The following is a 23045-nucleotide window of genomic DNA, read 5'->3' on the forward strand; positions in this document are numbered from 1 at the left end:
ATGACCAGACCTCGCACCCTCGAAGACCGCAGCACGCTGATGCTCGGCACCCTCGCGGTGCTCGCACTGGTCGCGCTCGTCGGCGGCACCACGCTGGTGAACTCGCTGCACCTGGGCAAGAAGACCTACACCGCGGAGTTCCTGCAGGCCGCCAATCTCCGCGCGGGCGATCAGGTCAGCATCGCCGGCGTCCCGGTCGGCACGGTCAACGCGACCACGCTGACCCGCGACCGCGTCCTGGTCACGATGAAACTCGAAGGTGGGGTCAAGCTCGGCGCGCAGACCAGGGCTGCGATCAAACTGACCACGGTGCTGGGTTCGCGCTACGTCGAACTGCGACCCGCAGGCCGTGATCCGCTGACCGACAACCGGATCCCGTTGGCCAACACCGCCGTTCCCTACGACCTGCAGAAGCTGCTGCAGGACTCGACCCGCACGTTCGAGGACGTCGACGCGCAACGGTTCGCGGAGTCCCTGCAGACCGTGGCCGGCCAACTGCACGGTGTCCCCGCGGTGCTGCCCGAGGCGCTGGCCGGCGTCCAGGACCTCTCCATGGTGATCGCCGACCGCCGGGCGCAGATCGCGGATCTGCTGAAGAACACCGCGACCGTGGCCAAGATCCTGGGCGATCAGCAGGAGGACCTGGGCGCCCTGGTGACGCAGGGACGGGAGTTGACGCAGGAGATCGTGGCGCGGCGCGCCAGCGTGGACCGACTGCTGGTCGCCGCAACCGAACTCATCACGACGATGCGCGATGTCACGGTCGACGACCGGGGCGACCTCGACCGGATGCTGGCCGACGTCCGCGAGGTCATGGCGATGTTCGGTGATCACGAGGACCTGCTGCGCAACCTCTTCCAGATCATGCCGATCACCATGCGCAATGTCGCCAACGCGACCGGCACGGGCCCGTTCCTCGACTTCATGCTCCCGGGCGGCCTGATGGTCGACTCCTGGATGTGTGCGATCAGCGGGCGCGCCGAACAGTGGAAGTGGCCCGAGCGCTACCAGTACTTCAAGGACTGCGAATGATCAGGCGAACCGTGGTCATGGCCGTCGCGCTGACCGTCGTGGCGATCGCCGTCGGCGGTGCGTACCTGATCTGGCCGACCGAGAAGTCACCGCTGCGGGTCACCGCGCACTTCGACAACGCCGTCGGCCTGTATGAGGGCAACACCGTGGCCGTGCTGGGCATGCCCGTCGGGCGGGTGTTGTCGATCAAACCCGGCGGCGACCACGTCAACGTCGAGTTGGAGATCGATCCGGGGATCGACCTCCCCGCCGGTGTCCAGGCAGTCACCGTGGGCACCTCGATCCTCACCGACCGCCATGTGGAACTGACCCCGCCGTACGACGGCGGGCCGAAACTCGCCCACGGCGACGTGCTCAGCATCGAATCCACCCGCACCCCGATCGAATTCGACCGGGTGCTCAAGATGGTCGACACGCTCGGCACGGCGATGGGCGGGGACGGTCATGGCGGCGGCCCGCTGGCGGACATCACCGCCGCCACATCAGACATCACCTCCACCAGCGGCCAACAGATCAAGACCGCGCTCGCGAGCCTGTCGGATGCACTGCGCAGCGGCGCGGACGGGGGTGCGGCCACCAAGGCCAACATCGACACCGTCGTCACCGAACTGAGCCGGCTCACCGACGCCGCCGCACGCAACGAGGGGCAGGTGCGGGAGTTCGGCACCTACGTGCGGCAGGTCAGCGACATCCTGGCCGAAAACAACGTCGGCGGCGGTGACACCGGCCGCAAACTCAACGAACTGCTGGGCCAGATCAACGGCCTGCTCGACACCAATGAAGATCACCTCAAGGCGACAGTCGGCAGCACCGCCCGAATGAGCCGGGCACTCGTGGACTACCGGCGTGAGCTGGCCGAGGTGTTCGACGTGGCCCCGCTGGCGATCGACAACGTCTCCAACGCGATCGACATGGACAACGGAATGCTGCGCGTCGGTGCGCATTTCGACTCGGTGTTCTTCGACAGCTCGATGACCAAGGAGGTCTGCAACATTCTGGGGTTGCGCCAACTCGGCTGCCGCACCGGCACCATCACCGACCTGGGGCCCGACTTCGGTGTGACGTCGGTGCTCGAGGGGATGACGAGGTTGGCCGAATGACCGCCCGCATCCGCCTTGCGTGCGCGACCGCCCTGGTTCCCGTCGTCGTCGCGGGCTGTTCGGGCGGGGTCGAGCAGTTGCCGCTGCCCGCCCCCGGGCTGTCCGGGCCGACCTACGATCTCTCCGCGGAGTTCGCGAACGCGCTGAACCTGCCGCACCGCGCCAAGGTCCGGGTCGGCGGCGCCGACGTCGGCGAAGTCATCGCCATGCGCGCGCAGAACTACGTCGCCGTCGTGGACATGCGCATCGTCGACGGCGTGCGACTGCCGAAGGGCACCACGGCCGAACTGCGTTCGGCCACACCGTTGGGCGACGTCTTCGTCGCGCTGCGCCCACCGGCGCAGGTCGGCGCCCAACCCGTGCTGCTGGGCAACGGTGACACCATCTCACTGGCGGCCACGCAGGCCGCGGCCACCGTCGAGCAGGTGCTCGCCACGACCTCGCTGCTGGTCAACGGCGGCGTGATCCGCAACCTCACGCGGGTGCTCAACGGTGTCGGATCGTCGGTGGGCAAGGACGGTGAAGGGCTGACGACGCTGATCCGGGAATCACGCGCGCTGGTCTCGACGATGTCGGCCCGCACCGAGGAGATCCGGACCGTCCTGACCCAGACCTCGGACCTGGCGCAACAACTCAACGAGCGCCGCGATCAGATCAACGGCCTGCTTGACTCGTCGGCGCCGGCGCTGATGACCATCGCCGCCAACACCGCGGCCATCGTCGAACTCATCAACCAGATCGGTGCGCTCACCAGCCATCTGCAGAAGTTCCCGGCCATCGCGGGCACCGACACCCGCAGCCTGGTACGCGACCTGAACACGCTGTCGCGGTCCTTCAACGACGTCTCCACCGACCCGCGCGTGTCGATGGCCAACTTCATGCGGGCCATCCCCGCGGTGCTCAAAATCTTCGGCAGCAACGCCGCCGCGGCCGACGTCGACCTGCAGCAGGTCGCGCTCGGGCACATCCCGGACATGAACCACCTGGGCGATCCGGCCTTCACCGGACCCAAGTGGGCCAACTGGGAGAACATGGTCGGCTCGATTCGGTTCGTGCTGACGCAACTGGGTGACCGGGTGTGGGGACCCGAGCGCGGCCGGATCTGGGGGCCGCCGCAATGAACGTGGTCGAACCGGTCGCCGCGGCCATCCTGCGGGTGATCTCGAGCGGGCGCTCGCGCAGGCTGCTGCTGTCCTGCGTCGGCCAAGTGGTCCTGGTCGCCGTCGGCGTGTCCTATCTGTCGTTCGGCGCGCTGCGGTTCAACCCGTTCGCCGAACAGATGACCGTGCAGGTGCAGTTGGCCGAGTCCGGTGGGCTGCTCGCAAGCCAGGACGTCACGGTGCGCGGCATCCCGGTCGGTCGCGTGCAGTCGGTCGAATTGGCCGACGACGACGTGCTGGTCACCGCGCGTCTCGATACAGACCTGCGAATTCCGCTGCGCGACACCCTTGTCCGGGTGTCCGGCCTGTCACCGGCTGGCGAGCAGTACCTGGACTTCACGCCGACCGACACGTTGGGCCCGTTCATCGGCGACGGCACCGTCATCGGCCGCGGCCAGACCGAGACCCCGATTCCACTGTGGCGCCTGCTGACCGACATCGACGGTGTGCTCGCCCAGGCCGACCCCGCGCAGATCCGCTCCGTCATCGACGAACTCGGGGTCAGCGAGCAGGGCCCCGAGAAACTGCGCGAACTGTTCAACGGCGCACAGCTTCTGCTGTCCACGCTCGACGGCGTGCTGCCACAGACCATGACGCTGCTGCGCAGCAGTCGCACGGTGTTCCGCATCCTCGACGAGTCCTCGGCGGGCCTTGCGGCCCTGTCGGACAACCTGTCCGGGTCGCTGGGCGGCATCGCCGAGAAGGACGGCGGCATCCGGCACCTGCTGGATCAGACGCCGGGCGTGCTGGCCTCCCTCGACCGCGTGATCGCCGACAACTCACCGACCATGGTGCAACTGCTGGGTGACCTCACCACGGTCGCCGAACTGTCTCTGGTCCGGGTGCCCGCGCTGGACCGGATGTTCAACGACGAGCGCCAACCCCTGCTCGACGGCGTCAGGTCCCTGATGCACGACGGTTCGATCTGGGCGATCGCCGACATCTACCCGCGCTACGTGTGTGACTACCCGCATCGCCGGGACGTGCCGTTTGTGCCCAACTACCCCGAACCGTTCATGTACACCTACTGCCAGAACGACGATCCCGGCGTGCTGATCCGCGGCGCCCGCAACGCCCCGCGACCGCCCGGTGACGACACCGCCGCTCCCCCACCGGGACTCGACGTGCACCGCCGTACCGACCCCACCCCGATCACCGACCACACCATCGAACTGCCGTATGGCGGTCCGGTACTGCCACCCGAGTCCCAGCCCATCCGCCAGGGCACCCGTTACTGACGAAGGAGCCGTCATGCTGCTCGACGACCTGCTGATGCGTTCGATGCTCAAACGCGTCGGAGACCTGCCCGAGTTCGTCTTCCTGCCGACGCTGCGCCTGGTGGCCGACGACCGTGACGCGGTCGAGTCAAGGTGGTCAGCGGTGGCCGCGCAGCGCAGGGGCGGACCGTTGTTCGAGTCGCCGCGGCGCGCATGGGAACGCCGCTACGGGCAGTTCGTCCGCGAACTGGAGTTCGTCAGCACCGAACTGCTCAAGGTGCTGCCGGAACCCGCGGTCGAGGAGTTGATCTCCGACGCGGTGTCCCAGCGCCTGAAACGATGGCTGCGCCTGATGATGCCGATGTTCGGCGCCGTGAAGGTCGTGCCGGAGTCGCTCTACCCGCGGGTGATGGACACCGGCGTGCAGTTCGCGACATTTCTCGTCGGCCCGATCCGCCGAGTGGGCGAAGAACCCGACGGCACGCTGGTCTACGACATTCCCGAATGCGCCATGCACACCACGGCAGGCACCGGTGCCGCACAACCGCACTCGTGCCTGATGGGCTGTAAGGCCGCATGCGAGAAGGTCTTCCCGGCCTCCTCGGCGATGCCCCTCGAATTCGATCCGCACCTGCCCGGACTGTCGTGCACCCTGCGCGTCCGCAAATCAGCCTGACTGTTCACCTTTCGATCGGAGACCGCCATGACCAGTCCCACCGCCGACAGCATCTCGGCCTACACCCCGCTCTACGACGAATACGACTACGTCATCGACGACGTCGAGGGAGCCCTGCCCCAAGACCTCCGCGGCACGCTGTACCGAAACGGCCCGGGCAAGCTCGAGGCCGGGGGCACCCCGCTGGGGCACCTGTTCGACGGCGACGGCATGCTGTCGATGTTCGCGATGTCGGACGGTCAGGTGCACTTCCGCAACCGCTATGTGCAGACCCAGCACTATCAGAAGTCGATCATCTCCGAGGGCGCCCCGTTTCGCGCGCTGGGCACCATGCGCCCGGGTGGGCTGCTCGCCAACGCGCTGAGGTTTCCCGCGAACGTCGCCAACACCAGCGTGATCATGCACGCCGGAAAGCTTTTGGCGTGCTGGGAGGGCGGACGTCCGACGCAGTTGGATCCCGACAACCTGCGCACCATGGGCGAGCACGACTTCGGCGGCGAGCTCAAATGGCTCGGCGCGTTCTCGGCCCACCCGAAGTGGGACCCCGAGACCGGGGAGTTGTTCAACTTCGGCATGGCGATGATGCCGGTGCCGAAGCTGATCTGCTACCGCGTGGACCGGCAGGGCAGGATGAACCGGCTTGGCAGCCTGCGGCTTCCGGGGCCCATGTTCAACCACGATGTCGGACTCACCAAGCGCTACATGGTGTTCGTGATTCCGCCGCTGGTGTTCCCACTGGCGAAGTTCTTCGGCGCGGCGTTCGGCCTGCGCAACTATATGGACGCACTGGAGTACGACGCGTCGATGGGCACGACGATCGGTCTGGTGCCCCGCGACGGCGGAAAACCGTTGGTGTTCCATACCGATCCGCTGCTGCACCTGCACCTGTCGAACGCCTACGAGGACGGCGACGACACCGTGGTCGATCTGCTGAACTACCACGCGACCTGGGAGCAGTTGAACGGCCAACTGTCGGCCATCGATCAGCTGACCGACACCGCGACGATGCCCTACGGCGGACATCCCACGCGGGTGCGCATCTCACGGGCCGGCCGAATCACGATCGAGGAGTCCACCGGACTTCAGGGCGAGTTCCCGTCGATCAACTCCCAATACATGTCCAGACGCAACCGCTACACCTACCTGACGGCAGGCCTGGACGGCAGCGCGTTCCCGAACGCGATCGCCAAGGTCGACGACGACTCCGGCACCGAGACCATGTACCGCCTTCCGGACGGGCACCTGCCGCATGAGGCGGTGTTCGCGGCACGTCCCGGCGGTGTCGCCGAGGACGACGGGTGGCTGCTGATGCCCGTCGTCGACGGTGTGGCCAACACCGCGAACCTGAGCATCCTGGACGCGCGCGACATCGAGGCCGGACCCGTGTACACCGGCAGGCTGCGCCATCACCTGCCGTTGACGTTCCACGGGTGCTACACGCCCCGCGTCGCTCGTCCGCAGTCGGCTAGGCAACCGGTGCGGGGATGAGGGGCGCGAAGACCGGTGCGATCAGGTCCGCGATCGCCGCCCCCGGCACGCTGACGACGGTGACGCCGCGGCCGAACTGACCGTGCGGGAAGTGCAGCTCGATGCCGTCGTCCGTGGGCAGCCAGTACCGGAAGTTGTCGTCGACCGGCGCGACTTCGCTGCCCCACTGCCGGCCCGGCATCGCGGCCTTGGTCACCGCGGAGAGACGGTTCAGCCCCGCCTGCTTGTCGAGGAAGAGGTTGTCCCAGCTGAGCAGAATTCCGCTGCGATTGTCGAAAACTCTGGTGGCGAGAGTTTCGATCGGCATATTCGGCATATTGGTGTTGTAAACGCCTCTGAACAATGCGGAAACGGTCATGGGCGCGAATTGCAGATTCCCCTCGATATTGAGCGTCCAGGGATTGGTTTTGGTGGCACTCGGTTCGTAGGTCGCAACCTGGCCGCGCGCCTCGGCGTCGATGATCTCGTTGATCCTGTCGGCGATCACGGCGTCACCGCCGATGACCCTCTGGTAGTCAACCCTCCATTCGCCCAGCTCATCTGGGCTGCCACCTTCGATCAGGGCCGGCGCCGCCGCGTAGCCCGGGTTTGCGCCTGCGGGTTCGGCTGCGGCGGGTGCGGCACTTATCCAGAGCGCGCACAGAAGAATTGTCGATGCGATGATTCGCGACATGCCCCACCCTTTTCTCGCTGAAATTCAATGTATCGTCTTGGGTGGCTAAATTGGAGCGTTCGGGCGTTTGGGGCCCGACCTTCGTCCGCGACACTTAAACCACTGCGATGACACACCGGGGAACGTCGCAGACGTTTAAGTCTCGGCGCGGGCGGGGTGGGGACGAGCGGCGGACCGCGGTACACGCCGGCCCGCGTCCCGCTCCAAGAAACCCCGGGGTGCTCCAACCAACTGGTTGGTGGTAGAACCTTCCTATGCGCACTGGAATCTTCCTGGGGTACGCCGGCGGCTTCCGCGAGGCCGCCGAGCAGGTCGTGGAGTTGGAGAAGGTCGGCGTCGACCTCGTGTTGGTGGCCGAGGCCTACTCCTACGACGCCATCAGCCAACTCGGCTACCTGGCCGCCAAAACGTCGACCATCGAACTCGGCACGGGTGTGGTGCCCATCTACACCAGGACCCCCAGCCTGCTCGCCATGACCGCGGCGGGCGTCGACTACGTCTCCGACGGCCGCATGCGGCTCGGCATCGGCACGTCGGGCCCGCAGGTGGTGGAGGGCTTCCACGGCCTGCCGTTCGACGCCCCAATGGGACGCACGCGCGAGGTCGTGGAGATCTGCCGTCAGGTGTGGCGCCGCGAGCGCGTCAACTTCGACGGCAAGCACTACCAACTCCCCCTGCCGGCCGACAGGGGAACGGGCCTGGGCAAGCCACTCAAGCTGATCAACCACCCTGTCCGCGAACGCATCCCAATCCACATCGCCGCGCTGGGCCCCAAGAATGTCGAGCTGACCGCCGAGATCGCCGAGGGCTGGCAGCCCGTGTTCTTCATGCCCGAGAAGGCCGATGACGTGTGGGGTGAATCGCTGCGGGCCGGTTTCGCCAAGCGCGACCCCGCACTTGGTGAACTCGACGTGATGGTGTCGGCCAGCCTCGCCATCGGCGACGACGTTGAGGACCGGTTGGAGTGGGCCAAACCCCAACTGGCGCTGTACCTCGGCGGCATGGGTGCGCGCGGCAAGAACTTCTACCACGCATTGGCCACGCGGTACGGCTTCGGCGAAGCCGCCGACCACATCCAGGATCTGTACCTGGCCGGCAAGAAGCAGGAGGCCGTCGCGGCCGTGCCGGATGAACTGGTCCGCGCGACGTCGCTGATCGGCCCGGCGGGCTACGTCAAGGAACGGCTGGCGGCATTCGCCGAAGCCGGGGTCACCACGATGCTGACGCATCCGCTGGGTGTCGACACCGCCGAGGTGGTGCGCTTCAGCGAGCAGTTGGTGGAACTCGCGCACTGAGCCTCGTCTCACTGACCCACCTGCGGCAGTTCGTCGGCCGCCATCTCACAGGGGGTCGCGGGTTCCGGCGGGGGCGCGGGTGCTGACGGAGGGCAATCGGGGTCTGGTGGCGCTTCGGGGTCCGCCGCTGCGCCTTCGGGCGCGGGTCCGGGCGCGGGTCCGGATTCCTCGGGGTCTGGCTCTGCCGAGTCCGGCTCTGCTCCGCGGCCTGGCTCTGCCTCTGATTCTTCTGCATCCTCCCCGGCCTCATCTTCGGCGGCTTCCGATTCGGCATCGTCGCCCGTGAGGCCTTCATCCGATTCGGCGTCGGGCTCAGGCACCGGATCGGGTGCGGCTGGGTCCAGGTTCGGCTGATCGAGCCGAGGTGGATCAGCCAAGCCGCCGAGGTTGCCCAGCTCAGGCAGCGTGAGGGGTGCTGCCGGAGCGGGCGCAGGCGCCGGTGGCGCGGGATTGGCGCCAAGCGCCTCGGACATCGGTGCGGCGGCGGGGTTGGCGACCACCGGCTCAGGTATCGGGGCAGCCGCAGGACCGGCGGCGAAGGGTTCCGGCAGCGCAGCCGCGGGCGGTATCGACCCGGCAGGCGTGGGGACTCCCAGCGGCGCAGCCGAATTCACCCAGTTCGGAGTCACGCTCGCCGGGACGGCGGCGGGGACAAGGTCGGCGCGCGGCCCCATGTCACCGGGGATCTCGAACTGCGCCCGACGTGCGGAGCGGATGCGATCCAGAGCCGTGCGGTAGGCGGCCCGGATCGCCGCAGTCGCCGACTGCATGTCCCCCACCCACTGCTGCCCGATGACGGCATCGACGAACGGTCTCACGTGGCGATCGACAATGCCCACCGCCGTCTCGTCGGCCTCCCCCGCCAGGACGGCCCGGGCCGCAGGAAGCCAACTCCCCTGCTGCGCACCGCGCGCGGCGGCGGCGGTCGCGGCCACCCTGCCGTCGACGGCGCGCCACACCTCGTCGCGCAGGTCGGCACAGGCCGTCGCCGCGTCCAGCCATGCGCTCGTCACCAACTGCGCTGCCGCACAGTGCCGTTGCACGAACTCCACACCGGACTCGGCGCCGGGCCCGGCCCAGCCCGCCTGCAGCGCCCCGACCTGCCTGCGCGCCAGGGCGATCGCGTCCCCCAGTGCCGAGGCGCCGTCCCGCAGGGTCACACAGTCGGCGTCAAGCAGCGCGAGTTCCACACCGTCTTCGGCGGAATACAATTCGCGGACCTGACCGGGGTGCGCCGTCAACTCGGGATGGGAGTACCCACGCATGCGGCACGCCCAGACATAGGTCGAGAAATCCTCGACCGCGGGCACCCCCTCGGACAACCGGGCCGCGACATCGAATCCGGGAGCCAAGGTCAGCCCACGGCCGCGGCCGCCACGCGGTCGGCCTCGCTGTACCGCGCGATACCCGTGTGCAGGCTCGCGGCGATCTCGCCCGCCGCACGCGACCAGAGCGCGCAGTCGGCGATCAGGCCCTCCGCCGCGCGCCGCCACGCATCACCGTCAGCGATGTAGGCACGACCCGCGCTGGCGCCACTGAAACGCCACGGGCACTGCGCCGTCCGCGAAACCGTCCGCGCCAGGTCTTCGAAGTTGTCAGCCACCGCGCGCAGAGCAGCCTGATCGACGCGCACATCCTGTTGTCCCATGTCTGTCAGACGGGACAACCGGCGATCCGGTTCCCCGGATCTACTGCGCTCTGCTGACCGCCTCGGCCACGCGCGCGGCCACCAGGCTCGCGGTGTCCTCGTCGGCGGCCTCCACCATGACCCGCACCAACTGCTCGGTTCCCGACGGGCGCAACAGGATTCGTCCGGTGTCGCCGAGCTCGAGTTCGGCCTCACGCACTGCCGTCTGCACCTCGGGCGCCTGCGCCACGGTGGCCTTGTCCGCGACAGCGACGTTGATCAGCACCTGCGGAAGTGTGCGCATGGTCGCGACCAGATCGCTCAGCGGCCGCCCGGTCTGGGCCATCCGGGACATCACCCGCAGGCCCGTGACGATGCCGTCGCCCGTGGTGCCGAACGCGGGGAGCACGATGTGCCCGGACTGCTCACCACCGAGGGTGAACTCCCCGGCGCGCAGTTCCTCCAGCACATAGCGGTCACCGACCGCCGTGGTGCGGACGGAGATACCGGCCTCCCGCATGGCCAGATGCAGACCCAGGTTGCTCATCACGGTGGCGACCAGGGTGTTCGACGCGAGTTCGTCGGCCTCCTGCATGGCCAGGGCGAGCACCACCATGATCGCGTCGCCGTCGATCACCGCGCCCGTGGCGTCGACGGCCAGGCACCGGTCCGCGTCGCCGTCGTGGGCCAGGCCGAGGTCGGCACCGTGCGCGAGGACCGCGGCCCGCAGACCGTCGAGGTGTGTGGAGCCGCAGCCGTCGTTGATGTTGAGCCCGTCCGGGGCCGCGCTGATGGCCACCACATTCGCACCCGCGGCGCGGTAGGCGGCGGGGGCGGCGACGGACGCGGCGCCGTTGGCGCAGTCGACGACAACGGTCAGGCCGTCCAGACGAGTGGTCGCGGCCTTGGCCACATGGAGCAGATAGCGTTCCAGGGCGTCCTCGGCGTCGACGATCCGGCCGATGCCGGCGCCGACGGGGCGCTCTCCCGGACCCGCAGCGACGAGTTCGGTGATGCGGTCCTCGGTGTCGTCGTCGAGTTTGTGGCCACCGGGGCCGAAGATCTTGATGCCGTTGTCCGGCATGGGGTTGTGCGAGGCGGAGATCATCACGCCGAAGTCAGCGTCATAGGCGTTCGTCAGGTAGGCGACCGCCGGGGTGGGCAGTACACCGACGCGAAGGGCGTCGACACCTTCGCTGGTCAGACCCGCGATCACCGCGGCTTCGAGCATCTCGCCGCTGGCGCGGGGATCCCGCCCCACCACCGCCACGCGACGCCGGGCGGGCCCGCTTCGGGCCAGTTGCCGCGCCGCGGCAGAACCCAACGCGAGTGCCAGTTCGGCAGTCAGATCGCGGTTGGCGAGTCCTCGGACACCATCGGTGCCGAACAGTCGACCCATGCACACCTCTCCATGAAACGCCGGAGGCGGGCGTGTCGAAGTGTGCGACACGCCCGCCCCACCAACAGCAACGATCAGCGCTTGCTGTACTGCGGCGCCTTGCGGGCCTTCTTGAGGCCGTACTTCTTGCGCTCGATGGCACGCGGGTCACGCGTGAGGAAGCCGGCCTTCTTCAGGGCGGGGCGATCCTCGGGCGTCACCAGGATGAGGGCACGGGCGATGGCCAGGCGCAACGCGCCAGCCTGACCCGAGGGGCCTCCACCATCGAGGTGGGCGTAGATGTCGAAGGCGTCCACCCGATCCACGGTCACCAGCGGAGCCTTGATCAGCTGCTGGTGAACCTTGTTCGGGAAGTAGTTCTCCAGGGTCCGGCCATCCAGGTTGAACTTGCCGGTGCCGGGCACCAGGCGGACGCGGACGACGGCCTCCTTGCGGCGGCCGACGGTCTGGATCGGGCGGTCGATGTAGACGGGCTCGCGGGGAGCGGTCTCGTCAACGACTTCCACGTCAATAACCTCGACAGCCTCGGGGGCTTCGACAGCCTCGGGGGCTTCAGTGGTCTCTTCGGTCACATCGATCTCGGTCACTGGCTCACCTGCTTGATCTCGTACTTCACCGGCTGCTGGGCCGCGTGCGGATGATCGGGACCCGCGTAGACCTTCAGCTTCTTCTGGATCTGCCGACCGAGCTTGGTGTGGGGCAGCATGCCGATGACCGCGTTCTCAACGACGCGGGTCGGGTGCTTCTCCAGCAGCTCACCGATGCTGCGCTTGCGCAGGCCGCCGGGATAACCCGAGTGGCTGTAGGCAAACTTGTTGGTCAGCTTGTCGCCGCTGACGGCGATCTTTTCTGCGTTGACGATGATGACGAAGTCACCGCCGTCGACATTGGGCGTGAACGTCGGCTTGTGCTTGCCGCGCAGCAGGGTGGCTGCCGCGACGGCAAGGCGGCCGAGCACCACGTCCTGGGCGTCGATGACGTACCACTCACGCGTGGTGTCACCCGCCTTAGGCGTGTACGTAGGCACAGCTCTACCTCTTGATTTCTTCTCGGGTTGATCCCGGGTTCTCACCGGGCGCCGGTCTGGTGCGAGCGACACGAGCAATCCCCGGCGACCGACATTGACCCGGGACTCGCCGCCCTGAGCAGGGCAGCCGCACACCAACGGAGGAGCTTACCCGGTGTCATCAGCGCAGGTCAAAACGCCTCTGCTGGGGAGAATGAGACGACCCCCGGGCCGAAGCCCGGGGGTCGCGTGCGGCTGTGTTTCGGGGGGCCAAACACTCCCCGCTCAGCGAGCAGGCGCCGACTCCAGCCCACTCGCGGTCAGGTGGGGCTCAGAAGAAGCCCTGAGCCTTGTTGGAGTAACTGACCAGCAGGTTCTTCGTCTGCTGGTAGTGGTCGAGCATCATCAGGTGGTTCTCCCGCCCGATGCCGGACTGCTTGTATCCACCGAACGCGGCGTGCGCGGGGTACTGGTGGTAGCAGTTGGTCCACACGCGGCCGGCCTTGATGTCGCGTCCGGCGCGGTAGGCGGTGTTGCCGTCGCGGCTCCACACGCCGGCGCCCAGGCCGTACAGGGTGTCGTTGGCCAGGTTCATCGCGTCGTCGTAGTCCTTGAAGGACGTCACCGCGACGACGGGACCGAAGATCTCCTCCTGGAAGATCCGCATCTTGTTGTGGCCCGTGAAGATCGTCGGCGCGACGTAGTAGCCGCCGTTGAGGTCGCCACCGAGGTCGGCACGCTCGCCACCGGTGATGAGCTGCGCGCCTTCGCTCTTGCCGATCTCGATGTAGGACAGGATCTTCTCGAGCTGGTCGTTGGAGGCCTGCGCGCCGATCATGGTCTCGGTGTCCAGCGGGTCGCCCTGGCGCACGGCCTTGGTGCGGATCGCGGCCATCGCCAGGAACTCGTCGTAGATGTCGGCCTGGATCAGGGAGCGCGACGGGCAGGTGCACACTTCACCCTGGTTGAGGGCGAACATCGTGAAGCCCTCGAGCGCCTTGTCCTGGTAGTCGTCGTTGGCGGCCAGCACGTCGTTGAAGAAGATGTTGGGGCTCTTGCCGCCCAGCTCCAGGGTGACCGGGATCAGGTTCTGGCTGGCGTACTGCATGATCAGCCGGCCCGTGGTGGTCTCACCGGTGAAGGCGATCTTGGCGATGCGGTTGCTCGACGCCAGCGGCTTGCCCGCCTCGACGCCGAACCCGTTGACGATGTTGACCACACCGGCGGGCAGCAGGTCCCCGATGACCGAGAACAGGTACAGCACCGAGGCCGGGGTCTGCTCGGCGGGCTTGAGCACGATCGCGTTGCCCGCGGCCAGCGCGGGAGCCAGCTTCCAGACGGCCATCAGGATCGGGAAGTTCCACGGGATGATCTGCCCGACCACACCGAGCGGCTCGTGGAAGTGGTACGCGACGGTGTCGCCGTCGATCTCGCTCAGCGAGCCCTCCTGCGCGCGGATCGCACCGGCGAAGTACCGGAAGTGGTCCACGGCCAGCGGAATGTCGGCGTTGAGCGTCTCGCGGATCGGCTTGCCGTTGTCCCAGGACTCCGCCAGTGCGATCGCCTCGAGGTTCTCCTCGATGCGGTCGGCGATCTTGTTGAGGACGATGGCCCGCTCGGACGCGGATGTCTTGCCCCAGGCGGGCGCGGCGGCGTGCGCGGCGTCGAGCGCCTTCTCGATGTCGGACTCGTCCGACCGCGCGACCTCGCAGAACACCTCACCCGTGACCGGCGTGCGGTTCTCGAAGTAGCGGCCCGCGCTCGGCGCCACCCACTCGCCGCCGATGTAGTTGTCGTAGCGGGCGTCGAACGACATCAGGGCGCCGTCGGTGCCGGGACGTGCGTAGACAGTCATGGTTGCAACCTCTCAAAATGTGTCGGTTGTCACTCAACCTAGAAGCGTGAGGGTTGCACCACGGTTGCAACGGTCATAGTCATCGCTGCAGAATCTGCAGATCATCAACGCCCCACGCAGAACACCTCGCCAGGCGCGGTCCCGGGAGACCCTGGACGTCCTGGTGGAGGCGGCCGCGCAGGTGTTCTCGCGGGAGGGGCTGTCCGCCACCACCAACCGCATCGCCGAACGTGCCGGAGTCTCGATCGGCACCCTCTACCAGTACTTCCCCGACAAACACGCCCTGCTGCGGGCCATCGCGGCCCGCCATGTGCGTGACGGGGAGCGGCGGTTGACCTCGCTGTTCGACCGGTTGCGCACCGAGGCGCCCGCGTTCGACGAGACCATGGCGTGCGTCCTGACCGAACTCGTCGACCTGCACCGCGACCGCCCGGCGTTGCATGCCCTGCTTCACCGACTGACCACGACCAGTGCTGACATCGAGGAACTGCAGGACTTCGAGGACAGACTCTGCGGTGAGGTGGCCTTCCACCTCAAGCGTTGTGAGCGCGGCGGCGACGACCCCGACCAGCTCGCCCGGACTCTCGTCGCCGCGGTCGACGCGCAGTTGCATCGAGTGCTGACCAGGACCGGCTACGGCGACGACGCCGTCGAGCAGTTGTGCCGCACGGTCACCCAGCTTGCTCCAGAACGGCCCTGACCGTCTCCCGCCCCGCCTCGGCGAGCTGCGTCAGACCAGGCTCCTCGATCGGGTAGTGCCCGCAGTTCTCCAGCATCACCGTTGCGGTTGTCACCGAGATGCGTTGCAGGAAACGAAGGCTCACCTCGGGTGGGGTCCAGGCGTCGGCGGCCGGGGCGACCAGGGTCACCGGCGCGCCCCGATACCGCTCCGGCGGCGTGTGCCCAAAGTTCAGCCAACTCGACAGGAATCCCAAGGGCACCCGCGCACCGCCGCCGCGCGGATCTGACGCACACAGCGTGGCCAGGCCGGGGTCACCGCTCATCGCGGACATGTCGGCCAGCCAGCGGATAGGCACCCGCACCGACCCCACCACCGGACTGATCGCACGCAACGCAACATCACTGAACCTGCCGCCGGGGAACCGGGCCACGGCCTCGCGCACCGCTGGGTCCTCGGTGTCCAGCAGAGACGTCGCGAGCACGGCCGCCACCCCACCCGTGCGGGCGGCCGCCTCGTAGGCCAGCATGCCGCCCATGCTCGCGCCGAACAGGATGATCGGGCGTGGGTCCCGTCGGCGTTCGGCCTCGATGATGTCGCACATCAGGTGGACCCAGTCCGAATACCGGACGGCACCCGGTCGGGGTTCTTCGGTGTAGCCGTACAGGGGCAGATCCGGGGCCAGCACCTCGACGCCCTCGGCGGCCACGAGACCCGCCAGCGGCCACAGTGCCGCCGAGTACCCGCCGCCGCCGTGCACCAGAATGCCGCGCACCGGGGCCGTCGGGTCACCCCCGCGGGCGATGTGGACGCGGCGGCCACGCCAGGGCATCCACGTCGAGTGCGGTGCCGCCGTCGGCGCCCGACGCGCGGCGGGCAGGAAGGCCGCGTACCGGTCGATCACGCTGTTCATGTCGCTGGTCATGACTCGATCGTGGGTGCCCGCCGCGGTGCTGACAACTCGCTTTCAGGTGTCCATTCCGCGCAGGTCAGGGCGCGTGTGGCGAGGACTGCTCAGGTTTTCTCAACCGAGCGCGAAGTCGATGCCGGCCAGGTGACCGCCGGCCTGTGCGCGGCTGGCGGTGTCGGGGGCGCTGCGGTGCAGCGCTTCCCAGCCGTCGCGGTCGTCGCGGCCTTCGGGCAGATCGAGCCACCGCCGCAGGAGCTGGGGCTGCTCCGCTGCCTCGGCCAGCACCGCGGCGCGCAGCGTTGCCGACAACTGCGTGCGCAGCCGGGCGATCGCCGGCGATGCCGACTGGGGCAGCAGCGGGCCCTGGTAGCGCGCCAGGGCAGCGTCGACGTCACCGGCGTCCAGGGCCGCGAAGACCTCGCCGACGTCGGTGGTGATGGGCAGCGTGAGCCGGTAGGGCCGAGACCCCAACTGCGGGCTGCCGATCACCTTGCGCAGCCGGGACATCTCGGCGCGCACGGTGACGACGTCGAGGTCCTTGTCGTCGAGCAGCAGCGCCAGGTGATCGGCGCTGAGCCCCTCGGGGTGGCGGCTCAGCAGCACCAGGATGTCGGCGTGCCTGCCGGTCAACTGCGATGCGCGCAGGTGCCCGAACTCATCGGTGACGACCCAGCGCGGGCGATCGGCGCCGAGGACCACCAGGTGCGGCTGGGGTTCGGCAGGTTCGGGCGCCGCACCGGTCAGCCTCAGCAGCGCCAGATGGTTCTCCACCGCGACGGCCGTCGCGCGCACCAGCGCCAGCGTCTGCGGCGAGGCGATCTGCACTCCCCCAGTCAGGTCGATCGCCCCGAGCAGCGCACCGCTGTCTGGGTCATGCACGGGGGCGGCCGTGCAACTCCACGGCTGCACAATGCGGGAGAAGTGCTCGGAGCCGTGGATCTGCAGTTCGCGGTCCAACGCCAGCGCGGTGCCGGGCGCGTTGGTGCCCGCTCCGCGTTCACTCCAGTCCGCACCGGGCACGAAGTTCATCTGCTCGGCCTTGCGCTGCGCGACCGCGTCGCCTTCGACCCACAGCAGGGTGCCGTCGGCCGACGTCACAGCCACCAATGCGCCGGACTCCATGGCGTCCTCGACCAGGAGGCGACGGATCACCGGCAGCGCCGGGGCCAGCGGATGCCGGTCCCGCATGTCGGCGATGTGCTGGGCAGCCGACGACTCGCGTGCGCCGCCGATGTTGGGATCGACTCCCTTGGCCAGGCTGCGCTGCCAACTCTGCGCGATCAGCGGGCGCACGATCTCGAGATCGGCCGCCCCGACCTCCCCAGCCAGAAACTTCTCGTGCGCCGTCCGGACAGCGCGCGCCCGCGAGGGGTCGCTTCGTGCTGTCTTGTCCGCCGAGCTCACGTGCGTTGACGATACGCCGGATGCCACGGGGCATGTACGGCGTCTGCGCGGCCCCGGCTGGCTCTCCTTCCGGCCGGGGCCGCGCAGCGGTCTGATGCCGCGGCTACCGGTACCAGGTGGTGGCCGCGTGCCGATCGGCGTCCGCAACGGCGGCGGTTCCGTCCCGCACCGCGTTGCCGAGGCGGACGAGGATGTCGTTGAGAGCGGTCGCGGCGCGGTTCCACCGGGTCTGTTCGACGCGGTAGGCGGCCGCCGCGTCTCGCGTCCACACCTCCTGCAGCGGGGCGATCGCGGCCTTGAGGTCGTCCAGCAGCGCATTCAACTGCGTTGCGGTGGCGTGGATCTCGCGCCGCACCCCCGCCTCGATCTCTCCGAACTGATAGGACAGCACCGGGTCCATGGCGTCGCCCTACAGGTCCGCGACCGCGGAGCCGAGGTGGCGGGCGTGGGTGTCGGCGGCCTCACGCAGCGACTGCTCGTTGGCCCGGATGGTCGCGGCGATGCCGTCCAGCGCGCCGCACAGCCGGTTCGATTCCGCGCCCCAGCGCCCCACGGCGTCCTGGAACACCGTGGCCGCGGGCCCACTCCAGACCGACGGCGGCACCGAGGTCATGCGCGAAAGAAAGGTCTGCAGCAGCGCACGGACCTCGGCTCCGCGAGCGTCGGTGGCGGCCGCGGCTTTGGCCATCAACACGAAATCTGTGGACAGGGTGTCCGTCATCGGTTCTCTCCTCTTCCTTTTCCAGCTGTTGATCATTGGACGGTGCTGCACCTGAATCGGTTCCACATCAGCGGATCTCGCGCGCCGTTCGCACCGCGTCGTCGCACGCCTGCGCCACGTCCTGCTCGGCGCCGCGACGGCTCTGGCAGCCGATCCCGATCCGGGTGTCGCCGTCGACGAGCACCAGCCAGCGGATGTCCCGGCCATCGCGCTGTTCCCGGTAGCTGACGACGTGGCGCCCGCCCCGCTGATCCCGCGGATTGAAGTCGACGAAGACGCCGGGCGACTGCGCGTCGAGCGACGTCCACAGATCCGTGGCGACCTCGGCGATCCCGCGCCCTGGCACCGGGGCCTGCGTCACGTGCAGGACCGCCGCCGCATCGGGCGAGATCACCTCCACTCGTCTCGAACCGGGCCCGGTCACGACGTGACGGACGGTCCAGTGCTGTGGGATCACGGCGGTCACGCGGCCCTCGACGAGTGTCGCCGTGGGCCCTGCCGCGCTCTGTCGCGGCGAGGTGCCGATCCACGAGATCGCCCCTGCTGACAGCAGTACCGCGGTGGTGACTGCGGCCACGAGAAGTCCGATGCGGGGGCGCTGCGACGTGGGCTGTTCGGCCTCGGCGGCGGCCGGGGCCCATCGAAGTGGGTCCACGGTGCGGCAGGCTCGTCCCTGGCCGGCCAGGCGGTCGGCGATGTCATTCATGAGTGCCTGCGCGCCGGGCACATCGACGGGAGCATCGATCCACACCGGTCCCGGCCGGTCCAGCACTGCGCGCACCACCTCGGCCACGACGGCCGCCCTGTCGTCGGACAGCACGGGGCGCGGTAGGGCGCTGGGCTCCTCGGAACCACGGATCAGTACGAGCCTTGGTGCGATCTCCACCATTGCGGCCCCGCCGTCGGTCACCATGTCCGCGCGCGTGACGCACGCCGCCGGGCTCACAAGGGTGGCGGCGCCCTCGGCGAGTACGGCGACCCGCGCGGGCCGCCACCACGTGGGATGGACCAGCGTCGCCGCGTCGGCGCCATCGAGCAGCGGTTCGAGAAGACGTCGCCACACCTCGGCCGTGGGCACGACGCTATCGCCGAGGACTGTCAGGGCGTCGACGTCGTGGTCGAGCACCGCCGCGGTGAGCGCGGGATCCGCTTTAGTCGTGCGCCCTTCACTGCGCATCCGCACGGACACCGGACCCACCTCGCACACCACGGCACGAGTCATGCTCGGCTCCAGGCTGTTTGGATGATCTGCTGTCCACCGGAGCGCGTGACCAGAACACCTCGTCCGGGCGGCAGCAGCCGTGCTCGTCCCGCCGCCAGCCCTGCGCCCTCGTCGGCGCCGGTGCTCAACTGCAGTCCCGCCGCGTCCCCGTCACGCACGGCGGCCAGCACCGGTTCGTACAGGGCGCGACCCGCACCGGCACTGCGCCGCGCGATCACCATGTGCAGGCCGATGTCGCGTGCGTGCGGCAACACGGGAAGCAGCACCGAGAACGGATCCCCCGCCGCGACGAGGTCGTAGTCGTCGACCACGAGGAACACCCGGCGCGGGACGCCTCCCGCGCCGATGCGCTGGTGCAGGTCGGGAAGCAGGTCGCCAAGTGCCGCGGCCACCCGCGCGCCGGTGGTGGCGTGCCTGACGGTCCGCGGCGGGTCCAGGGTGCGTCGCGGATCGACCACGACCACGTCCGCCGTCTCGGGCAATTGCCGTACCACGGTGCGCAACACCGAGGTCTTGCCCGAGCCGGGGTCGCCGAGGATCACCAGGTGTGGCTGCTGGTCGAAATCGAGAACGGCGCTGGATAATTGGGTCTCGTCGATGCCGAGGATGACGGTGTGTTCGGCGGCGTGGTCGTCGAGATCCGCGAGTTCCACCAGTGTGGGCAACACCCTGATCGCAGGCGCGCGCAGACCGGGATGAGAGGCCACCAACTGCTCCCCGGCACGGTGGGTGGCCTCGGCCAGTCCGGTCGGCGACCCCTGTCCGTCGAGCCTGGGCAGCGCCACCGTGAGAGGCATACCGTCGTCGGCAAGTCCGCGGCCGGGGCGGCCGACGGGGACACCACGGGCGGCCCGTCGATCGATCTCCGAGTCGAGAGGATCCGCCAACCGCAGCTCGATGCGGGTACCGATCTGATCGCGCAGTGCGGGCCGCAGGTCGGCCCACCTGGTCGCGCCGATCACGACATGCACCCCGACCGAAAGCCCCTCGGCCGCAAGCGCGGTGATCGATGCGTCCAACGCCTCGTTGTCCTGCCGAAGGGACGCCCACCCGTCCACGATCAGGAGGACGTCACCGTAGGGATCGTCGTCTGGGCCCTGCGGCCGAAGCCGCTGGTACTCGGCCATCGAATCGGCACCCACTCGGGCGAACAACACCTCCCGCCTCCGCACCAACGCACTCAGTTCCGCCACGGTGCGCGCCGCCAGTTCGGTGTCCCGCCGACCCGCGAGTGCTCCCACATGAGGAAGCGCCCGCAGCGGACCCAGCCCGCCACCGCCGAAGTCCAGGCAGTACATCTGAATTCGGCGTGGTGAATGCGTGGCGGCCAGCGCCATGGCCAGAGTTCGCAGGGTGCAGCTCTTGCCGGACTGCGGCGCACCGATCACAACGACGTTGCCCGCCGACCCGGACAGATCCACCGTGAGCGGCACCCGGCGCTGGTCGAAGACGCGGTCCACCATGCCGATCGGGACCCGCAGATCGGCCGCCGGCACCTGTGCGAGCACGGCGTCCAGGGCCGGTGATCGCTGCAGTGGGGTCAACCAGACCTGATGCGCTGGTACTCCCTGCCCCGCGATGCGGTCCAACGCCGCGTCGAGGACCGACGGGACGCTGCGACGCACCGGCGGCGGGGGTGCCTCTTCTGCGACCGCGACGGTGAAGAGAACTGGCCTACCGCAGATCTCAGCGACCGAATGTTGGGGCGCGCGCGTCGGGCCGGAGACGTAGGAGGCCGTGAACCGGATCGGTTCGGCGGCACCGACCTTGAGGAACCCGTTGCCCGGCGACTGCGGCAGTTCGTAGGCGTCGGCCACACCGAGCACGGCCCGGGATTCCGCGGCTGACAACGTCTTGAGGCAGATGCGATAGGACAGATGGGATTCCAGGCCGCGCAGTCTGCCCTCGTCGAGGCGCTGGCTGGCCAGCAGCAGGTGGATGCCCAGCGAGCGACCGAGGCGGCCGATCGCGCCGAACACGTCGATGAACTCCGGGTGGTGGGTCAGGAGTTCCGCGAACTCGTCGACGATCACCATCAGGGACGGAAGAGGTGGCAGCGCAGCACCGCCGGCCCGGGCCCGGGCGTAGTCGGCGACACCCGCGAGATTGCCGGCTTCGCGCAGCAGGCGCTGGCGGCGAGTGATCTCCCCGGTCAACGCGTCCTGCATCCGATCAACCAGATACGACTCGTCCGCAAGATTGGTGATGACGGCGCTGACGTGCGGGGACCGCTCCAGGCCGAGGAACGCCGCGCCCCCTTTGAAGTCGACGAGAATCAGGTTGAGGGTCTCCGAGGGGTGTGCGGTGACCATCCCGAGGGCGATGGTCTTCAACAACTCCGACTTGCCCGAGCCCGTCGCACCGATGCACAGACCGTGCGGGCCCATGCCGCCCGCGGCCGCCTCCCGAATGTCGAGGGACACCGGTTCACCGCAGCCGGCGACGCCCAGGGGAACGCACAGCGTGTTGCCCTCGGGCCGGCTGTCCATTAGGTCCGGCCATTCGGTGCCGCGGCGCACAGGTGCACCCCCGTGCGGGGCCAGCGTGCGCGCGAAGGCCAGGGCATGCGCCAGGGACATCAGATCCGGTTCGGGCACCCCGACGGGGTCCCACCACGCCCCGTCCGCGCCCAACTGGACCGTGGTGTCGGCGCCGTCGCAGGGGCCGACGGTCAGCACGGACACATCTGGCGGCAGGCTCTGCATGGCGACGCCAGGCTGGTCGACCACGATCAGGAGGTGTGCGCCCGCCCGGCGGGCGGCCACAGCGGCGGTGAGGCTGCCGTACACCGTCGCCTGATCTACGTGCGGCAACCACTTGATCCAATCCCACTGTGCCTCCGTCATCGCCGTGATCACTGCGGTCACCGAGAGGGCATCCGGTCCGTGCGCCAGAACCGATCGGCAGAGCATGTTGCGCAGGAACGCGCGGGCCTGCGGCGGTGGGCCCGCGACCGCCGTCGCCCGGTGGGCCAGCACGTCGACGACGACAGGCATGCCGTCGAGCACCGTGTGCCGGGACAGGAGATCCACCAGTGCGGATTCGCCGAGCGGATCGGGCACCTCGCCGCCCTGACGCGGCTCACCGCGTACGGGCATGTGGTCCGGCGCGCCATGGCCGATACCGATGCGCACCGGGCCGCCCTGCCACATCGTCCCGGATCCGACTGCGGCCCAGAGCTCTTCGACGTCCGGGTGTCGACGCAGCGCGTGGGCCCGCTGCGCCTCGGCGCGCGCGGTCAGCTCATCACCCACCCGGTGCAGGTGCTCGAGGTAATCGTCGCGCTCGCGGTCCAGGCCGCCCCGGCGGGACGTCCCCGAGGCGAAGGCCAGGGAGGCCAGCGTCGAGCCGATCATCATCACGGGGAACATCAACGACGTCGCACCGTGCTGACCGAACCCGCCGGTGGCACCGAGCGCGATCATCACCGCGACACCGATCAGCAGACCGACCGACGGCAGCAGCCGAGTCCACCGCCCGGACACCTCCCGCGGAAGTACGGGCGGCGCGACGATCACCACGATGCGCTCGTCGTCTGTGCGGTCCACCACGGAAGCGAACGTAAGCAGCCCGCGCGTGGG

At 68.8% G+C, this 23045-nt stretch carries 21 protein-coding genes; 8 read left to right on the forward strand and 13 right to left on the reverse strand.

The window, feature by feature from the left end:
* Genes G6N34_RS18435 through G6N34_RS18460 form a run of 6 tightly spaced genes read left to right on the forward strand, consistent with a single transcriptional unit; the run spans window position 1 to window position 6673 of the window.
* Window positions 1-1032, forward strand: a complete 1032-nt coding sequence (locus G6N34_RS18435) for an MCE family protein (RefSeq protein WP_085150057.1) — start codon at window positions 1-3, stop codon at window positions 1030-1032.
* Window positions 1029-2132, forward strand: a complete 1104-nt coding sequence (locus G6N34_RS18440) for an MCE family protein (RefSeq protein WP_234812749.1) — start codon at window positions 1029-1031, stop codon at window positions 2130-2132. The genes G6N34_RS18435 and G6N34_RS18440 overlap by 4 nt, the downstream gene beginning before the upstream one ends.
* On the forward strand, window positions 2129-3253 hold the full coding sequence (locus G6N34_RS18445; RefSeq protein WP_085149440.1) for an MlaD family protein: 1125 nt from the start codon (window positions 2129-2131) through the stop codon (window positions 3251-3253). Before G6N34_RS18440 ends, G6N34_RS18445 begins: the two co-directional genes overlap by 4 nt.
* The gene (locus tag G6N34_RS18450) at window positions 3211-4530 is read left to right on the forward strand and encodes an MlaD family protein (RefSeq protein ID WP_234812750.1); all 1320 of its coding nucleotides are present in this window, start codon (window positions 3211-3213) and stop codon (window positions 4528-4530) included. Before G6N34_RS18445 ends, G6N34_RS18450 begins: the two co-directional genes overlap by 43 nt.
* 13 nt (window positions 4531-4543) lie before the next feature.
* The gene (locus tag G6N34_RS18455) at window positions 4544-5185 is read left to right on the forward strand and encodes a hypothetical protein (protein WP_085149442.1); all 642 of its coding nucleotides are present in this window, start codon (window positions 4544-4546) and stop codon (window positions 5183-5185) included.
* Between the two features lie 27 nt (window positions 5186-5212).
* Window positions 5213-6673 carry a carotenoid oxygenase family protein gene (locus G6N34_RS18460; RefSeq protein WP_085149444.1) on the forward strand — a complete coding sequence of 487 codons (1461 nt, stop codon included), beginning with the start codon at window positions 5213-5215 and terminating at the stop codon, window positions 6671-6673.
* Here the strand turns inward: G6N34_RS18460 and G6N34_RS18465 are convergent.
* Window positions 6651-7346 (reverse strand): DUF3298 domain-containing protein, encoded by a 696-nt coding sequence (locus G6N34_RS18465; protein WP_234812751.1) that lies wholly within the window; start codon window positions 7344-7346, stop codon window positions 6651-6653. The genes G6N34_RS18460 and G6N34_RS18465 overlap by 23 nt on opposite strands.
* Window positions 7347-7600: 254 nt before the next feature.
* Between G6N34_RS18465 and G6N34_RS18470 the strand changes: the two genes are divergently transcribed.
* Complete coding sequence (locus G6N34_RS18470) at window positions 7601-8641, forward strand: LLM class F420-dependent oxidoreductase (protein ID WP_085149446.1); 1041 nt, start codon at window positions 7601-7603, stop codon at window positions 8639-8641.
* A gap of 8 nt (window positions 8642-8649) precedes the next feature.
* Here G6N34_RS18470 and G6N34_RS18475 read toward each other — a convergent pair whose 3' ends face one another.
* From G6N34_RS18475 to adh, 6 genes are all read right to left on the reverse strand, one after another.
* Window positions 8650-9993 carry a hypothetical protein gene (locus G6N34_RS18475; protein WP_109788302.1) on the reverse strand — a complete coding sequence of 448 codons (1344 nt, stop codon included), beginning with the start codon at window positions 9991-9993 and terminating at the stop codon, window positions 8650-8652.
* 2 nt (window positions 9994-9995) lie between these two features.
* Window positions 9996-10289, reverse strand: a complete 294-nt coding sequence (locus tag G6N34_RS18480) for a hypothetical protein (protein WP_109788303.1) — start codon at window positions 10287-10289, stop codon at window positions 9996-9998.
* 40 nt (window positions 10290-10329) lie between these two features.
* Entirely contained in the window at window positions 10330-11667 is a 1338-nt protein-coding gene (glmM, locus tag G6N34_RS18485; protein ID WP_085149452.1) for a phosphoglucosamine mutase, read from the reverse strand.
* A gap of 74 nt (window positions 11668-11741) precedes the next feature.
* On the reverse strand, window positions 11742-12239 hold the full coding sequence (gene rpsI, locus G6N34_RS18490) for a 30S ribosomal protein S9 (RefSeq protein WP_109788341.1): 498 nt from the start codon (window positions 12237-12239) through the stop codon (window positions 11742-11744).
* Window positions 12240-12250: 11 nt separating this feature from the next.
* Window positions 12251-12694, reverse strand: a complete 444-nt coding sequence (gene rplM, locus G6N34_RS18495; protein WP_085149455.1) for a 50S ribosomal protein L13 — start codon at window positions 12692-12694, stop codon at window positions 12251-12253.
* 310 nt (window positions 12695-13004) lie between these two features.
* Entirely contained in the window at window positions 13005-14528 is a 1524-nt protein-coding gene (gene adh / locus G6N34_RS18500; RefSeq protein WP_085149457.1) for an aldehyde dehydrogenase, read from the reverse strand.
* Window positions 14529-14688: 160 nt separating this feature from the next.
* On the opposite strand from adh, the gene G6N34_RS18505 reads away from it, so the two are divergent.
* Window positions 14689-15228: a TetR/AcrR family transcriptional regulator gene (locus tag G6N34_RS18505; RefSeq protein WP_234812784.1), complete on the forward strand. Its 540-nt coding sequence runs from the start codon at window positions 14689-14691 to the stop codon at window positions 15226-15228.
* Here G6N34_RS18505 and G6N34_RS18510 read toward each other — a convergent pair.
* The 6 genes from G6N34_RS18510 to eccCb all read right to left on the reverse strand — a co-directional run bounded on the left by G6N34_RS18510 (window position 15200) and on the right by eccCb (window position 23015).
* Entirely contained in the window at window positions 15200-16132 is a 933-nt protein-coding gene (locus tag G6N34_RS18510; protein ID WP_234812752.1) for an alpha/beta hydrolase, read from the reverse strand. The two genes, G6N34_RS18505 and G6N34_RS18510, sit on opposite strands and share 29 nt — an antisense overlap.
* A gap of 99 nt (window positions 16133-16231) precedes the next feature.
* On the reverse strand, window positions 16232-17521 hold the full coding sequence (locus G6N34_RS18515) for a GAF domain-containing protein (RefSeq protein ID WP_085149463.1): 1290 nt from the start codon (window positions 17519-17521) through the stop codon (window positions 16232-16234).
* Between the two features lie 103 nt (window positions 17522-17624).
* A complete protein-coding gene (locus tag G6N34_RS18520) occupies window positions 17625-17921 on the reverse strand; it encodes a WXG100 family type VII secretion target (protein ID WP_085149466.1) in 297 nt (98 codons plus the stop codon).
* A 9-nt stretch (window positions 17922-17930) separates the two neighbouring features.
* Window positions 17931-18242, reverse strand: a complete 312-nt coding sequence (locus tag G6N34_RS18525; RefSeq protein ID WP_165763632.1) for a WXG100 family type VII secretion target — start codon at window positions 18240-18242, stop codon at window positions 17931-17933.
* A 67-nt stretch (window positions 18243-18309) separates the two neighbouring features.
* Window positions 18310-19464 carry a type VII secretion-associated protein gene (locus G6N34_RS18530; protein WP_085149468.1) on the reverse strand — a complete coding sequence of 385 codons (1155 nt, stop codon included), beginning with the start codon at window positions 19462-19464 and terminating at the stop codon, window positions 18310-18312.
* Window positions 19461-23015 (reverse strand): type VII secretion protein EccCb, encoded by a 3555-nt coding sequence (gene eccCb, locus G6N34_RS18535; protein ID WP_109788305.1) that lies wholly within the window; start codon window positions 23013-23015, stop codon window positions 19461-19463. Before eccCb ends, G6N34_RS18530 begins: the two co-directional genes overlap by 4 nt.
* Between the last annotated feature and the right edge of the window lie 30 nt (window positions 23016-23045).

It is taken from the genome of Mycolicibacterium confluentis (assembly GCF_010729895.1).
GTDB classification, from domain to species: Bacteria; Actinomycetota; Actinomycetes; order Mycobacteriales; family Mycobacteriaceae; genus Mycobacterium; species Mycobacterium confluentis.

Bases quoted from the DNA above. Each gene is read 5' to 3' on its own strand.
- G6N34_RS18460 (WP_085149444.1), top strand. From the start codon at position 5,213: ATGACCAGTCCCACCGCCGACAGCATCTCGGCCTACACCCCGCTCTAC.
- G6N34_RS18470 (WP_085149446.1), top strand. From the start codon at position 7,601: ATGCGCACTGGAATCTTCCTGGGGTACGCCGGCGGCTTCCGCGAGGCC.
- G6N34_RS18510 (WP_234812752.1), bottom strand. From the start codon at position 16,132: ATGACCAGCGACATGAACAGCGTGATCGACCGGTACGCGGCCTTCCTG.
- G6N34_RS18455 (WP_085149442.1), top strand. From the start codon at position 4,544: ATGCTGCTCGACGACCTGCTGATGCGTTCGATGCTCAAACGCGTCGGA.
- G6N34_RS18465 (WP_234812751.1), bottom strand. From the start codon at position 7,346: ATGTCGCGAATCATCGCATCGACAATTCTTCTGTGCGCGCTCTGGATA.
- G6N34_RS18440 (WP_234812749.1), top strand. From the start codon at position 1,029: ATGATCAGGCGAACCGTGGTCATGGCCGTCGCGCTGACCGTCGTGGCG.
- G6N34_RS18520 (WP_085149466.1), bottom strand. From the start codon at position 17,921: ATGGACCCGGTGCTGTCCTATCAGTTCGGAGAGATCGAGGCGGGGGTG.
- G6N34_RS18445 (WP_085149440.1), top strand. From the start codon at position 2,129: ATGACCGCCCGCATCCGCCTTGCGTGCGCGACCGCCCTGGTTCCCGTC.
- G6N34_RS18530 (WP_085149468.1), bottom strand. From the start codon at position 19,464: ATGACTCGTGCCGTGGTGTGCGAGGTGGGTCCGGTGTCCGTGCGGATG.
- glmM (WP_085149452.1), bottom strand. From the start codon at position 11,667: ATGGGTCGACTGTTCGGCACCGATGGTGTCCGAGGACTCGCCAACCGC.
- G6N34_RS18480 (WP_109788303.1), bottom strand. From the start codon at position 10,289: ATGGGACAACAGGATGTGCGCGTCGATCAGGCTGCTCTGCGCGCGGTG.
- G6N34_RS18435 (WP_085150057.1), top strand. From the start codon at position 1: ATGACCAGACCTCGCACCCTCGAAGACCGCAGCACGCTGATGCTCGGC.
- G6N34_RS18525 (WP_165763632.1), bottom strand. From the start codon at position 18,242: ATGACGGACACCCTGTCCACAGATTTCGTGTTGATGGCCAAAGCCGCG.
- adh (WP_085149457.1), bottom strand. From the start codon at position 14,528: ATGACTGTCTACGCACGTCCCGGCACCGACGGCGCCCTGATGTCGTTC.